12 protein-coding genes are annotated in these 14,360 nt (G+C 70.9%); 4 read left to right on the top strand and 8 right to left on the bottom strand.

The genetic code is table 11. The features are described from left to right. Nucleotides 1-293: 293 nt before the first annotated feature. Nucleotides 294-1,316, bottom strand: coding sequence for a LacI family DNA-binding transcriptional regulator (locus DFR72_RS43770; RefSeq protein ID WP_425459951.1), 1,023 nt, complete (start codon nucleotides 1,314-1,316; stop codon nucleotides 294-296). A gap of 138 nt (nucleotides 1,317-1,454) precedes the next feature. Then, nucleotides 1,455-4,097, bottom strand: a complete 2,643-nt coding sequence (locus DFR72_RS43765) for a glycoside hydrolase family 9 protein (protein ID WP_090065188.1) — start codon at nucleotides 4,095-4,097, stop codon at nucleotides 1,455-1,457. Between the two features lie 198 nt (nucleotides 4,098-4,295). Here DFR72_RS43765 and DFR72_RS43760 point away from each other — a divergent pair, with 198 nt between their 5' ends. Then, complete coding sequence (locus DFR72_RS43760; RefSeq protein ID WP_090064633.1) at nucleotides 4,296-6,347, top strand: cellulase family glycosylhydrolase; 2,052 nt, start codon at nucleotides 4,296-4,298, stop codon at nucleotides 6,345-6,347. Here DFR72_RS43760 and DFR72_RS43755 read toward each other — a convergent pair. Continuing rightward, nucleotides 6,331-7,293 carry an alpha/beta hydrolase gene (locus DFR72_RS43755; RefSeq protein WP_090064632.1) on the bottom strand — a complete coding sequence of 321 codons (963 nt, stop codon included), beginning with the start codon at nucleotides 7,291-7,293 and terminating at the stop codon, nucleotides 6,331-6,333. The two genes, DFR72_RS43760 and DFR72_RS43755, sit on opposite strands and share 17 nt — an antisense overlap. A gap of 98 nt (nucleotides 7,294-7,391) precedes the next feature. Here DFR72_RS43755 and DFR72_RS43750 point away from each other — a divergent pair, with 98 nt between their 5' ends. Both DFR72_RS43750 and DFR72_RS43745 read left to right on the top strand, forming a co-directional pair. Next, nucleotides 7,392-8,384, top strand: coding sequence for a helix-turn-helix domain-containing protein (locus tag DFR72_RS43750; protein WP_090064631.1), 993 nt, complete (start codon nucleotides 7,392-7,394; stop codon nucleotides 8,382-8,384). A gap of 10 nt (nucleotides 8,385-8,394) precedes the next feature. Next, complete coding sequence (locus DFR72_RS43745) at nucleotides 8,395-9,186, top strand: GNAT family N-acetyltransferase (RefSeq protein WP_090064630.1); 792 nt, start codon at nucleotides 8,395-8,397, stop codon at nucleotides 9,184-9,186. Nucleotides 9,187-9,478: 292 nt separating this feature from the next. On the opposite strand, the gene DFR72_RS46590 is transcribed toward DFR72_RS43745, so the two are convergent. Both DFR72_RS46590 and DFR72_RS43735 read right to left on the bottom strand, forming a co-directional pair. Further along, entirely contained in the window at nucleotides 9,479-9,820 is a 342-nt protein-coding gene (locus DFR72_RS46590; RefSeq protein ID WP_211335784.1) for a hypothetical protein, read from the bottom strand. A 40-nt stretch (nucleotides 9,821-9,860) separates the two neighbouring features. Continuing rightward, nucleotides 9,861-10,532, bottom strand: a complete 672-nt coding sequence (locus DFR72_RS43735; RefSeq protein ID WP_177224523.1) for a TetR/AcrR family transcriptional regulator — start codon at nucleotides 10,530-10,532, stop codon at nucleotides 9,861-9,863. A gap of 142 nt (nucleotides 10,533-10,674) precedes the next feature. Between DFR72_RS43735 and DFR72_RS43730 the strand changes: the two genes are divergently transcribed. Continuing rightward, nucleotides 10,675-11,961 carry an MFS transporter gene (locus DFR72_RS43730; protein ID WP_090065186.1) on the top strand — a complete coding sequence of 429 codons (1,287 nt, stop codon included), beginning with the start codon at nucleotides 10,675-10,677 and terminating at the stop codon, nucleotides 11,959-11,961. Here the strand turns inward: DFR72_RS43730 and DFR72_RS43725 are convergent. The 3 genes from DFR72_RS43725 to DFR72_RS43715 all read right to left on the bottom strand — a co-directional run bounded on the left by DFR72_RS43725 (nucleotide 11,954) and on the right by DFR72_RS43715 (nucleotide 14,285). Next, nucleotides 11,954-12,901 (bottom strand): alpha/beta fold hydrolase, encoded by a 948-nt coding sequence (locus tag DFR72_RS43725; RefSeq protein WP_090064629.1) that lies wholly within the window; start codon nucleotides 12,899-12,901, stop codon nucleotides 11,954-11,956. The genes DFR72_RS43730 and DFR72_RS43725 overlap by 8 nt on opposite strands. Nucleotides 12,902-13,095: 194 nt before the next feature. Continuing rightward, nucleotides 13,096-13,437 carry a GNAT family N-acetyltransferase gene (locus DFR72_RS43720; RefSeq protein ID WP_090064628.1) on the bottom strand — a complete coding sequence of 114 codons (342 nt, stop codon included), beginning with the start codon at nucleotides 13,435-13,437 and terminating at the stop codon, nucleotides 13,096-13,098. After that, a complete protein-coding gene (locus DFR72_RS43715) occupies nucleotides 13,434-14,285 on the bottom strand; it encodes an NAD(+)/NADH kinase (protein WP_090064627.1) in 852 nt (283 codons plus the stop codon). The genes DFR72_RS43720 and DFR72_RS43715 overlap by 4 nt, the downstream gene beginning before the upstream one ends. Between the last annotated feature and the right edge of the window lie 75 nt (nucleotides 14,286-14,360).

Below are 14,360 nucleotides of genomic sequence, written 5' to 3'. Positions count from 1 at the left end.
CGTCGAGCGGGTGGTCGGGACGGGTGTGGACATGTCCGCTCGGGAAACGCGTCAGGTGGCGGATGGCGTCTGTGCGTACAGCGCCATTCGGAGGACGTCGTTGGGCCGGAAAGGGTGGTGTGGGGCGATGTTCGGTGAGACTGCATCAGGCGAGACGACGTCGGCGCACCGCATTCAGCCGGGCCTCGGACGGCTCGGCACACGCCGCACCCGGCACCCGCTGTCCTGCTCGCCACCGCCTCCGGTGGAGCCGCCCGCGCCCAGCAGGCACCGTGCCCGGCCTGCGCGTCGGTTCAGGCGCTCGCGCGGCGCACCAGAGACGTCGGCAGCAGCAGCGAGGGCGGCAGGCCGGCGTCGCCCGCCAGCTCGCCCAGCAGCCGCCACGTCATCGTGCGGCCGAGCTGTTCGACGTCCTGGCGGACGGTCGTGAGCGGGGGAGTCGCGGTCGACGCGAGCAGCGAGTCGTCGAACCCGACGACCGCCACGTCCTCGGGAACGCGCCTGCCCCGTGCGTGCAGCACCTGCAGCACGCCCAGGGCGATGATGTCGGCGGCGACGAAGACGGCGTCGATGCCGGGGGCCCGGTCGAGCAGTTCCGTCATGGCCAGGGCGCCGCTCTCCGGCGTGAAGTCGGCCTCCGCGACGAGGTCGGCGGACAGCCTCGCCTCGCCGAGGCCCCGCCGCCAGCCGCTGAGCCGGTCCAGACCCGCGGCCATGTCGCGCGGGCCCGCCACGGTCGCGATCCTCGTGCGTCCCAGTGAGACCAGGTGTCGCACGGCGTCGAGGCCGCCGGTGAAGTTGTCCGAGTCCACGAACGGGACGGAGCCCGCGGCGAGCGGACGGCCGCCGACCACCACCGGCAGGCCGTACTCCTGGAGCAGGAGCGGCAGCGGGTCGTCGCCGTGCAGGCTCACCAGCAGCGCGCCGTCGACGTGGCCGCCCGCCAGGTAGGCGAGGAGGTCGTCGTGGTCCTCCGGCCGGCTCAGCATCAGCAGCAGCTGGATGCGCCGCCCGGCCAGCTCCGCGTGCACGCCGCGCAGCACGCCCGCGAAGAACGGGTCGCCGAGGACCCTGCTGCCCTGCTCGGAGACGATCAACGCGATGGCGTTCGCCTTGTTGCCCGCGAGGGAGCGGGCCGCCTGGTTCGGGCTGTACTTGAGATGGGTGATCGCCGTGTGCACGGCGTCGCGTGCCTTGGCGCTCACGTACTGCTCGCCGTTGATCACCCGGGAGACCGTCGACTTGGACACTCCGGCCAGCCGGGCGACCTCTTCGATCCGCGGGCCGGGCCGTCGTTGCCGGTCGATCTCCGTCATGACGCTCATCGTAGGAGTCCGCGACCGTCAGATCGAATGTGACGAAACGCCCGCGTGTCCGGTTCGTGAGAGCGCGACCGCGAAGTGGGAACGGGGCGGGACGCCTGTGCCGTGCAGAACGTCCCGCCCCGAAGTTCGTCAGGGCTCGGTGCCCCAGGTGAGGGAACCGCCGGTGTGGGCGGTGACCCTGTCGAAGTCGCTGAGCGCGTTGCTCACCCGGTAGCTGTGGTCGTCGGTCTGGTTGAAAGAGGACCAATCGGACTTCGCTGTCCGCACCTGGATCTCGCCCGTGCTCGCTCCCGCCGCGAGGCTGCCGGAGCTGAAGGAGACCTCGACGTACGCGTCGGCGCCTGTGCGCGCGGTGGCGAGCTTGACCACGCGCACCTGGACGGTGGCGCACCCGATCTGAGCCCAGTCGCACCACACCTGGTACGTCGCCGACGGTGCGTCGCCGGTGAACCAGTACCTGATCGTCGTGGTGGTGAGGCTGACCGGCGCCGTGCCGCGGTTGGTCAGCTGGAGCGTGGCGCCGATCTGGTTCGACGTGGCCGAGCCGGATCCCTTCTGCTGCACCGCGAGAGTGGCGGCGACGCCGGGGAGCGTGCGCGTGCTGACCGGGGTGCTGGCACTGGACGCGTTGCCCGCCGCGTCCCGGGCGCGCACCGAGAACGAGTACGGCGTGTCCGGTGTGAGGCCGGTGACCCGCAGACTGGTCGTGGTCGACGTTCCTGTGACGGTAGTGCCGCTGAGCACGTCGTACCCGGCCACTGCGACGTTGTCGGCGGAGGCGGTCCAGTTCAGCGTGACGCTCGTCGGACCGGCGTCGGAGGCGGTCAGTCCACTGGGGACGGACGGCGGTTCGCTGTCCTCCACGGCGCCGCCGGGCTCGTTCCCCCACAACGTCTTCCCGTCCTGCCGCAGCGTGATCCGGTCGGTCTGGACGACGGTGTTGCCGCTGCCGAGGCCGGTGTGGGACCAGTCGTTGGCCGGGTCCCACGTGCCCGCGCTGGTGATGCGGAACTGGACCTCCTTGCGGAACGCGGACTGCCCGGCCGGAGCCACTCCGGTGCACGGGATCTCCACGTAGTACACCGCGCCGCTGTGCTGGACCGGCGCTCCTGGCGTGCCGCACTGGTTGTAGTTCGTGGTGATCGAGATCTGACCGGGTGTGGTGGCGCCGTCGAGCGTGAAGTAGTAGCGCAGGGTGCCGTTGAACGTCCGCGCCGGCCACGCGCTCTTGTTGAGCACGAAGGCCTTGATCTCGGTGAACTGAGCGGCGCTCTGGTTCACCGACGCCTGCACGGTCAGCTCGGGGCCGTCCGGGGTCTCCGCTGCCGGGAATGAGGCGAGCGGGGTGCCGCCGTACTCCCCGTACAGGCGGGCGAGCGCGCCGGTGAAGCCCGCGTTGTAGTCGAGCGCGACCTCGTTCATCACGTAGTCGCTGCGGCTGTCGGTGTAGGCGTCGTTGTTGGTGCTGGGACCGCCGACCAGCGCGCCGTAGAGCACGTGCCGGCTGACGGCGGGCTCCTGGATGCTGTCGGCCCACGAACCGTGCGCGCCCCGGTGGTGGGGGTTGCGCGGAGGGTTGGCGCCGAACCCGACGACGTAACTCGCGTTGCGCGGGTTGTCGCCGAGGGCGTAGTTGATCTGCCGCACGCCGAAGTCGTGGTAGGTCCTGGCGCGCGCACTGTCGCGGGTGGACAGCCAGTCCGAGTAGGTCAGCGCGGCGAACGCGGTGTTGGCGGCGTACCGCAGCGAACCCCAGCTGTCGAGGACCGCCTGACCGCCGGGGGAGTAGCGCACCCGGTTGCCGTTGTAGCCGGTGGTCCAGAAGTCCAGCCAGCGGTTGGCGTCGTTGACGTAGGTCTGCTCGCCGGTCAGCTTCGCCATCAGGACGTAGGCGCCGTAGGACTTGTCGTCCCAGGCGATGGTCCACCTGTAGGAGCGTTCGGTGCTCTGCGGCTCGGTGCCGAGCTTCTGGTACTCCGCCTTCGCCTTCGTCAGGTAGCTCGCGTCACCGGTGGCGCGGTGCAGCCAGATCGCGCCCCAGACGAGCTCGTCCTGGTAGCCGCTCCAGGAGTTGTAGAAGCTCGCGGCGTCCGTGATGCACGAGCTGTACTTGCCCCGGTAGGTGTCCGCGAACGTGTACAGCTGCTTGGCGTGCGTGAGGAGGGTGGCCGCGTAGGTGGGGTCGGTGTCCTTGAAGACCATCGAGGCCGACGCCATCGCCGCCGCGTACTCGCCGGCGAGGTCGGAACCGGGGCACGAACTGTCCACTTTGTACGACGGACGGGCCATCGGCATGACCTCCGCCGAGCCCCACCACGCGTGGTCGGGGTTGCCCGCGCCGACCTGCCCGTAGACGACGTTCGGGGACGGGTGCGCCTTGATGATCCAGTCCGTGCCGTGCCGCAGGTTCGCCATGAGGTGCGGGAGCTGGCCGGAGCCCGCGTAGGCGGTCCGGTTCTCGACGGCGCCCCAGGCGAGCATCGACACGCTGAACGCGAACGGCAGCCCGAACTTCACGTGGTCACCGGCGTCGTAGAAGCCGCCGGACAGGTCGAGGCCGACGTCGGCACCGTCGCGCATCGCCGAGTCCCCGCGCCAGCTCACCCGGTTGCCGGCGGGCAGCTTCCCCGAGCGCTGGGCGTCGTAGAACCAGACCGACTTCTGCAGCGCCTCGCCGTAGTTGAACGCCGGTGCGGCCGCCGAGGGTGACACCAGCGGACCGGCCGCCAGTGCGAGCAGCGCGACGACGACGGCTGTCACAGCTCTGAACACGCGACCGTGCACGTCAGCCTCCGATGACAGGGGAGCTGGGACTGGGAGCGCTCCCAGATCCAGGACTGTAACGGGCACGAAAGCGATTCGGCAGAGCGATTCCGCGTTCGATTTCGAATCGACGGAACGCTTCCTGGCGTTGTGGGGGATGGCTACAGTGCGGCCATCTGGGAACGCTCCCAGGTCGGGAGGTGTGTCGTGTTCGGAAGACGTTTTGCCGCGCTGGCAGCGGGTTTCGTCTCGGTGGCCGCGAGTGTCGGCCTGGCGGTCGTGGCTCCCGCCGCGGCGGCGCCGGGCTGCAAGGTGGACTACGCGGTACCGAGCCAGTGGAACAGCGGGTTCACCGCGAGCGTGTCCGTGCAGAACCTCGGTGATCGCGTCGACGGCTGGCGCCTGACCTGGACCTGGCCGTCCGGCCAGCGGGTGACCCAGGCGTGGAACGCCACCGTCACGTCGTCCGGCGCCGACGCCACCGCCGTCAACGCCGGCTACAACGCGGTGATCGAGTCGAACGCCTCGGTGTCCTTCGGCTTCAACGCCAGCTGGTCCGGCACCAACACGGCACCGCCGTCGTTCGCCCTCAACGGCGTCACGTGCACCGGCGAACCGGGCACGCCCCCGACCACGACGACCACCACCACGACCACCACCGGGAACCCGGTGCCGGGGGACGCGATGGCACAGGTCGCGGCGATGCAGCCGGGGTGGAACCTCGGCAACACGCTGGACGCCACCGGCGGCGACGAGACGTCGTGGGGCAATCCGCGCGTCACGGAAGCACTGCTGGACAACGTGAAGGCGCAGGGCTTCAAGAGCATCCGCATCCCCGTCACGTGGGGCCAGCACCAGGGCCAGGACCACGTGATCGAGGCGGCGTACCTGAACCGCGTCAAGGAGGTCGTCGGCTGGGCGCTGGCGGACGGCTTCCACGTGATGATCAACATCCACCACGACTCGTGGCAGTGGATCGCGGCCATGCCGTCGAACCGGACCGGCGTCCTCACCCGCTACAACGCGATCTGGACGCAGCTGGCCACCGCCTTCCGGGACTCACCGGGCAAGCTCGTGTTCGAGAGCGTGAACGAGCCGCAGTTCACCGGCAGCTCGGGTGACGCCCAGAACGCACAGCTGCTGCACGAGCTGAACGCGTCCTTCCGCGACGTCGTGCGGCGCTCGGGCGGCAACAACGCGACCCGCCTACTGGTGCTGCCCACCCTGCACACGTCGTCCGACCAGGCACGCCTCGACGAGCTGGCGACGTCGATCAGCGGCTTCGGCGACGCGAACCTGGCCGCGACCGTGCACTACTACGGCTACTGGCCGTTCAGCGTGAACGTGGCCGGAGGAACGCGCTACGACGCGACCGCGCAGAAGGACCTGACCGACTCCTTCGACCGCGTGTACAACACCTTCGTCGCGCGCGGCGTCCCGGTGATCCTCGGCGAGTACGGGCTGCTCGGGTTCGACCGCCACACCGGCACGATCGAACAGGGCGAGAAGCTGAAGTTCTTCGAGCACTTCGGCCACTACGCGCGCACCAAGAAGATCACCACCATGCTGTGGGACAACGGCCAGCACCTCGGCCGCACGTCCTTCCAGTGGAGCGACCCCGAACTGGCCGCGCAGATCAGGTCGAGCTGGACCACCCGCTCCGGCACGGCGTCGTCCGACCAGGTGTTCAGCGCCCGGTCGAGTGCCGTCACCGCCAAGACGATCACGTTGAACCCCAACGGAACCACGTTCACCGGCCTGCGCCAGGGCACGGCGGAACTGGTGCGGGGCACCGACTACACGATCTCCGGCGACCAGCTCACGCTGACCGCCGCGGCGATGACCAGGCTGAGCGGATCACGCGCTTACGGCACGAACGCCGTGCTCACGGCCCACTTCTCCGCGGGCGTGCCGTGGCGGGTCAACCTGATCACCCACGACACACCCGTGCTGTCCGCTGCGACCGGCACCACCGGCTCGTTCGCGATCCCGACCACCTTCCGCGGTGACCTGCTCGCCACGATGGAGGCGAAGTACGCCGACGGGTCGAACGCCGGACCGCACAACTGGACCTCCTTCAAGGAGTTCGACCGGGCGTTCGCGCCGAACTACACCACCGGCGCGACGACGCTGACCCCGGAGTTCTTCGCCGAGGTCAACGACAACGCGCGGGTGACGCTGACGTTCCACTACTGGAGCGGCGCCACCGTCACCTACTACGTCACCAGGTCCGGCAGCACGGTCACCGGGAGTCTGTGACCTTCAGGCCGCGGCGCAACGCCTCCACCTCGTCGGCGAACATCCGGCGTGAGATCTCCGCGCTCTCGACGAGCGAGGAACCGTGGAACGTGCCGGGGTACAGGCGCAGCTCGGTCGGTACACCCGCGTGCGCGAGCCGTCGCGCGTACTCGACGCCTTCGTCGCGCAGCGGGTCGTACTGGCAGGTGGTGACGAACGCGGGCGGGAGCCCGGACAGGTCGGTGGCACGCGACGGGGCGGCGTACGGCGAGACGTCGTCGCCGCCCGGTTCGGTGCCCAGGTAGGCGGTCCAGCTGTAGATCGCGTTGGGACGGTTCCACAGCGGGGTGTCGACGTAGTCCCGCATCGACTCGGTGTCGAGCCGGTCGTCGAGCTCGGGGATGGCGAGGAGCTGGAAGGCGAGCTCGGGGCCGCCGCGGTCGCGGGCGAGCAGCACGGTTCCGGCGGTGAGCCCGCCACCCGCGCTCTCGCCGCCGACACCGAGCCGCGCCGGATCGATGCCGAGCTCACCGGCCTTGGCCGCCGTCCACCGCAGTGCCGCGTAGCAGTCCTCGACCGGCGCCGGGAACGGGTGCTCGGGAGCGAGCCGGTAGTCGACCGACACGACCACGATGTCCAGCTGGTCGACGAGCTTCAGCACGTGCGCCTCGAACATCTCGACGCTGCCGATGATGAACCCGCCGCCGTGGATGTACACGAGACCGGGCATGGGGTTCTCGCGGCCGGCCCGGCCGTACACGCGCACCCGCACGTCCGGGGCGCCGGACGGACCGGGAGCCGTCTCGTCGCGGACGTCGATCGGGTGGGCAGGCTCGTACACCGGGACGAGGTCCGCCAGCTGCGACTGCTGGGTGCGGCCGGCGACCAGCGCGTCGTAGTCGGTCAGGGTCACCTGCGGCAGCATGTCGAGCCAGGGCAGCAGTTCGGGATCCAGGTCGTAGCTCATGGGACCAATCCTCGGCTCGGAACGGCGGTGCGGGCAGCCGACACGTGGCGGGCGATTCGGCCACTCGGCCAGCCACCTGTCGGGGCTATGGTGACGGGATGAAGGGCCTGCTGCTGAGGTTGTCCGGGCTGGACGCCGACGCCGAGAGCGCGGTGAGGGTGATCGGGTTCTTCGATCGCCTGATCACCGAGCGCGCGGGCCTGGACGCGTTGGTGCGCAGCACCTCCGAGCTGGCCGGCTGCCCGGTCGGCCTGCACGCGCCCGGCCAGGGCCTCCTGCTGCGCGCCGACGCCGGGGGCGCCGTCACGGCGGGCCCGGTGCCCGCGAAGGCCTCGGTCCGCGCGCTCGAGGGCGGCGTGGAGGTCTGGGTCGCCCGCCAGGGCGCACCCGCGCCGCTGGACGACATGCTGCTGGAACGGTTCGCGATCGCCGCCGCCGTGCTGCTCGAACACTCCAGCGTGCCCCTGCCGGAACTGGGCGATCCCGCGCTGATCGAGCTCGTCCTGTCCGACGGCGTCGGCACGGCGGAACGCTCCCGCGCGCTGCACCTGCTCGGCATCGCCGCCACGGCGCCGTTGCGCGTGCTGGCGGCCACTGGAGAGGTTCCCGGGCGGTCGGTGCTGCTGGGCCCGGTGCGTGCGGTGCTGACCACTGAGGTCCCCGAGACGGCCGGACGGCTCGGCGTCGGCCCGTCGCTGCCCGCGATCGACGCGGTCAGGTCGTGGCAGGCCGCGCGCACGGCGCTGCGGTACACATCGGACAGTGAGCCGGTGGTGTGGTGGGAAAGGCTTGGCGGCCTTGCGCTTCTGGCCGACCAGGTCGGCCTCGCGGACATCGCGGCGCTGCCTGACGTGTGCGCGCTCGACCGGCTGGCCGCGGAGCCGGGCATGATCACGATGCTGGACGTCTTGTGTGCCACGGATTCGGTGCGCAAGGCCGCGGCGGCGTTGCACCGGCACCACAGCACGATGCCCGCACGGCTTGCCCGCGCGGAGTCGGTGCTCGGGTTCGAGCTCGACTCGGCGGCAGGCCGGTTCCGGCTGCACCTGGCGTTGATGCTGAGGCGGCTGCGGGAGAACGCCGCCGACTAGGCTCCCGAGCATGATCGATTTGACCGAAGCACTGGAGTCCGTGGAACAGCTCACCGTGGGGTGGCGCGCCATGGTGCTGGATCAGAACCCGGAAGCCGACGTGCGCGATCTCCCCGGCGTCGCGGTGAGGTGGGCGGAGTGCAAGTTCCCCTTCTGGAACTGCGTGACGCTCACCGAGTCCGGCATCGGCGCCGACCTGCTCTCGCAGCGCTTCGCCGAGGCCGCGGACGTCATGCGCACGAAGCAGAGCTTCGGTTTCCTGTGGGTGTTCGAGGGCCTGGCGGAGGGTGCCGACCTCGACGCGCTGGCCGACCGCGCCGGGCTCGCGTACGCGTTCCCCGGCACCGGGATGGCAGGCGACCTGCTGCCGATCCCCGAGCCCTCGCACCCGGAGTTGACGTTCGAGCGGGTGACGACCGACGAACAGCTGCAGGCGTACGCGGACATCAACTCCCGGGCGTACGGGTTCGACCTGGAGGCCGGCCGTGACGGCATCGGCGGGTCGGCGCTGTGGAAGAGCGGGGTGCACGCCTACCTCGGCCTCAAGGACGGCGTGCCGGTGACGTGCGCGGGTGCGGTCGAGACGGCCGGGCGGCTGTTCGTGGTGCTGGTCGCGACCGAACCCGGATCGGAGCGCCGGGGCTATGGCGAGGCGGTGACGCGCAAGGCGTTGCACGAGGCGTGGCGTGCCACCGGGATCACCCGCGCCACGCTGCACGCCACGGTCGCCGGAGCACCGGTCTACCCGCGGATCGGGTTCGAGCCGAACTCGCCGATCAGGTTCTACGCGCTGAAGGGCTAGTCGCGTCATCTGACCAGCCCCGCGAGAGAGGAAGACGACCGGATCGGAGCGCGTCGCGCTGCCGGGTCACCCAGTGCTCGACCTGATCCCCGGATTCCGCGACGGGGCGGTCCGTGGTGTCGAGCAGGTGGGTGCGCCACCGCTGGTCGCCGGCGGTCCACCCGGTCCACCGGTGCCAGACCATGGGGGGCCAGCTGTCGGCGACGATGGCGCCGGGCAGGTGCCGGGGATCCTTGGCGTGCTCGCGGTGCCAGGCGGCCCAGCCGAGGAAGGCGTCGACCGCCGGCGCGTCTCACCGGCTCGCGTCGCGCGCGGTGAGCCTGCTGCGCCGGACCTCGTCGGACACGTCGACCAGGCACACCGCGATGCCGTCCAGCAACGGGGCGCTGGGAGCGGCCAGGACCTCTCCGAGCGGGGACTGCCCGGTGAGCAGGAGGTCGACTCCGCGGTCCTGGTGCTCCAGCGCGCGGCGCACCCACATCTCGGTCGTGCGCTGGCGCCACCGGCGATCGGCGCCTTCGGGCACGCCGACCTCGTCGAAGTCGTGCACGGCGAGCCGCCCCAGCCGGTCGCCCACGGAGCGGGCGAGCGTGGTCTTGCCCGAACAGCTGGACCCGGTCAGCTTGAGCAGCACCACACCAGGGTGGCAGTTCGGGACGGTGTCCTCGAACGGTTCAGTCGCTGACGGGAGCGCGCCACAGTCCGGCGAGCGCGTCGACCAGCCCGGTCGCGGCCTCGGGCCAGCTCGCCCGCGGCGTCGGGGTGCCGTCGGCGAGGGCGCGCTCGCGTTCGGCGATCATGTGGACGAGCAGCTGGCGCGCCATGTCGTGGCGTTCGGCCCGCACGTCGTCCGGCAGGTCGGCCAGGCAGGCGTTCAGGCCCGCGAGGATGCGCACCTGGGACGGCGACGAGCGCGTCTCCTCCACGATGATCGGCCGCAGCGTCGGGTCCGTCATGACCTGCGCGCCGAACCGGGCGAACCAGGTGGGGCTGCCGACCGCGTCCAGGTGCTCGGTGACCGGGCGCACCAGGCAGTCGAGCCAGTCGCGCAGGCAGGGGGAGTCGCCGAGGTCGGAGACCATCCGCTGCCTGATCTCCTCGACGTGCGCGAGGTGCTTGCGCGCGATGGCCCGCACGAGGTCGGCCTTGGTGCCGAAGTGGTAGCCGACGGCGGTGTTGTTGCCCTGACCGGCCGCTTCGCTGACCTGGCGGTTCGAGACGGCCACGACGCCGTGCTCGGCGAACAGCCGCTCGGCCGCCGTGAGGATCAGCTCGCGGGTGGCGTGCGCGCGCTCCGTCTTGGACTGGCCGTCCACCTTGTTCACCGTCACCTCCGCTTCGGACATCCGGGACATCCTTGCACCACCCGATGTTAAGTCAAGTGACTGACTTAGACTCGGGGACGTGCTCCTCGAAGAAACGCCCCCGGTGACCCGTCCGAACGTCGTCGTGGCCGTCCTGGCGCTGGGCGGCATCACGGTGTCGCTGATGCAGACGCTGGTCATCCCACTGCTGCCGAGGTTCCCCGCACTGCTGAACTCCTCACCCGGCGACACCGCCTGGGTGATCACGTCGACCCTGCTGGCCAGCGCGGTCGCGACGCCCGTCGTCGGCCGGCTCGGCGACATGTACGGCAAGCGCCGCATGCTGCTGGTCAGCCTGCTCATGCTGGTCGCGGGCTCGGTGATCGCCGCGCTGAGCTACTCGCTCGTGCCGTTGATCATCGGCCGCGTGGTGCAGGGGCTGGCGGTCGGCGTCATCCCGCTCGGCATCAGCATCATGCGCGACGAGCTGCCGCTGGAACGGCTGGCCGGGGCGACGGCGCTGATGAGCGCCTCGCTGGGCGTCGGCGGCGCGCTCGGCCTGCCCGCGGCGGCGTTGCTGGTCGAGCAGAGCGACTGGCACATGCTGTTCTGGACCTCGGCCGCCGCCGGTGTGCTGGTGCTGGTCGCGGTCCTGGTCGTCGTGCCGGAGTCGCCGGTCCGCGGTGGCGGGCGGTTCGACTTCCTCGGCGCGCTGGGGCTGTCGGTCGCGCTGATCTGCCTGCTGCTCGGCGTGTCGAAGGCGTCCACGTGGAGCGGCGCGACCACCACGGGCCTGTTCGTCGTCGCGGCCGTCGTGCTCGGGCTGTGGGGCTGGTGGGAGCTGCGGTCGCCGCAGCCGCTGGTCGACCTGCGCACCACGGCCCGGCGTCAGGTGCTGCTGACCAACATCGCGTCGGCGGTGTTCGCGTTCGCCATGTTCGCGCAGTCACTGGTGCTGCCCCAGATCCTGCAGCTCCCGGCCTCGACCGGCCACGGGCTCGGGCAGTCGTTGCTCGTCACGGGCCTGGTGCTGGTGCCGTCCGGTCTGGTGATGATGGCGACGGCGCCGTTGTCCGCGAAGATCTCGAACGCGCGGGGCCCTCGCGTCACGTTGATCCTCGGCGCGCTCGTGGTCGCCCTCGGTTACGGGGCAGGGGTCTTCATGCTGACCGCGGTGTGGCAGCTCGTCGTGGTCTCGGCCGTGATCGGCGCGGGCATCGGCCTGGGCTACGGCGCGATGCCCGCCCTGATCATGGGTGCCGTGCCGACGTCGGAGACGGCCGCGGCCAACAGCCTCAACACGCTGATGCGCGCGATCGGTACGTCGGTGTCGAGCGCGGTGGCCGGTGTCGTGCTCACGCAGGTGGGCGTGCCGTTCAGCTTCCAGCTCATCATGGGCCTGGGGGCCGCGACCGCGCTGCTGGCAGTCGTGGTCGCGGCGTTCATCCCCCCGGCACGTCCGGTCAGCTGAAGAACCGTGTGATCTCGCGGGCGACGGTGTCCGGCTGCTCCTCGGCGAGCCAGTGGCCGGACCCGTCGACGCGCACGACCTCGAACTGGTTCGCGACGTTCGGCAGCGCGCCCAGGAACTGGTCGTAGGACGAGATCGAGGCCAGGCCGAGCACCGGCGGGGTCAGCTTGGCGTAGGTCTTGCCGTCCGCGATGTCCTGATGGAACGCCTGGTACCAGCCGTTGCTCGCGCGGATGGCCTCCGGCGAGTTGTAGTTCTGCGCGTAGATCCGCCGGGAGCGCTCGTCGATGGCGGACGGCGTGAACGCGGTGTTCGCGAACAGCCAGTCGACGAGGTGGCGGAACCGGCCGGCCAGCAGCTGCTCGGGCAGGCCCATGACCTGGTTGAACGCGAACCACCAGAGGCTGAATCCGCCCGGTGGGGGCAGCAGCGGGATCTGGTAGAAGCTCTCGTCGGGGTGCAGCACGTCCATGAACGCGACCTTCTTCGTCGCGGCGGGGAAGTTGGCCGCGAACGCGAACGCGACCATGCTGCCCAGGTCGTGCCCGACGACGTTGACCTGGTCGTACCCGAGCTTCTTGACGAGCTCGTGGATGTCGGTCGCCATCGTCTTCTTGTCGAACCCGCCCGCCGGCTTGTCCGACCCGCCCTGGCCGCGCATGTCCACCGCGATGACGCGGAACTTCGTCGCGAGCGCGGGCATGATCTTGTTGTACAGCCACCAGGTCTGCGGCCACCCCGGCAGCAGGAGCAGCGGCTCTCCCCGCCCACCGGTGACGTAGTGCAGCCGCACCCCGTTGACCTGCGCGTAGTTGTGCTTGAAGCCGGGGAGGTTCGGCTCGGGTGCCGTCCTCCCGGCGTCGGCACCGGCGGTCCCCGTGCCCGCGGCGAGCGCGGCGCCCGCACCCAGCGCGAACACTCTGCGCCTGTTCAGCTCCATGGTCCCTTGCCCCCATCCGTTGCTCGGCGCGGACATCCGAACAAGCGGCGCTCGAACACCAGTGGAGATCAGGGAACGAGGTGGTAGGCGACCGTCGGCCAGATTCCGCCCTTGACCTCCCGGTCCTCGTCGCGGGCGGGATCGCGGACGAACCCGGCGCGCTCGGCGACCTTGCGGGAGCCGGTGTCGTCCCGCTACGACCTCAGCTCGCCGACGGTGCGATGGGCGAGGATCCACGCGACGAACTCGCTGAGCGACTTGGTCGCCAGTCCTCGGCCACGCGCGTGAGCGGCCACGAGGTACGACACGTGGCCGATGCCGTCCTCGAAGTCGACGGCCACGTTGCCGCAGCGTTCACCCGCGTCCTCGATGCAGAACGACGCGGTGGCGGGGTTCGTGGACAACGACCTGATCGCGTCGGCGACCTGTGCCTCGGTGATCGTCGGCGGGTCGGTCGTGTAGCGCTGGACCTCCGGGTCCCTGGTGGCTTCCGCGTACCAGGCGGCGTCCTCGACGGTCCACTCGCGCAGCCTCATCCGAGTTCGGCGGAGTCGGTGAGCCGCAGCTTGCGCCGTGCCCGCTGGTAGAACGTCGTCATCCCGAGCCGCACCACCCGCGCGGCACCGGCACGGCCGCGCAACGACACCCGCCGGCCCGGCTCGACGTAGCCCGCGACCATGCCGTCCACCTCCACGGCCAGTCGGCCGCTGGACGGCAGCAGGTCGAGGTCGACCTCGTCGTTCACCGACAGCACCACGCCCCGGCTGTAGGCGGAGTGCGGTGCGGCCGGGGTGACGAGCAGCGCCTCGACGGACGGGCTGGTGATCGGGCCGCCCGCGGAGAAGCTGTAGGCGGTGGAACCGGTCGGGGTGGCGACGATGACGGCGTCGGCGGCGTAGCTGACGAACGGCTGGCCGGCCACCCGGACGGCGACGCGGGCGCTGCCCTCGCCGGGGATGCGGACCACGGCGACGTCGTTGAACGCGGTGACCGTCTGGTCGTTGAAGCGCGCGTCGACGGCGAGGCGGGGTTCGACGGTGAAGTCGTGGGCGTCGATGGCGCTCAGGGCGGCGGGCAGGTCCGGGACGTCGACCTCGGCCAGGAAGCCGAGTTTGCCCAGGTTGACGCCGAGGACCGGGGCTCGTTCGCCGTCGGCCATGCGCATGGCGCGCAGCATCGTGCCGTCACCGCCGAGGCTCACCAGCAGGTCGGCGCGGCGGCCCAGTTCCTCCGCGGTGACCGGGGTGGCCTCGCAGCGCAGGCGCTGGATCTCGTCGGAGATGCCGAGGATCTCGACACCGCGTTTGGTCGCCCAGCCGAGGACCGCCTCGACGGCGGCGGCGGAGTCTCGCCTCGGGTGCAGCACCAGGCCGGCGGCGTGCACGTCAGATCGTCCTCTGTCGGGTCACGACACCAGTCTGCCGAAATTGCGCGCGCCGTGCGTCCCTCGTCCGAACGG

Origin of the sequence: Lentzea flaviverrucosa, assembly GCF_003350445.1 — a bacterium.
Classification (GTDB): Bacteria; Actinomycetota; Actinomycetes; order Mycobacteriales; family Pseudonocardiaceae; genus Lentzea; species Lentzea californiensis.
Note: the sequence above shows the minus strand (reverse complement) of the source record. Positions and strands in the feature narration are given on the sequence as shown.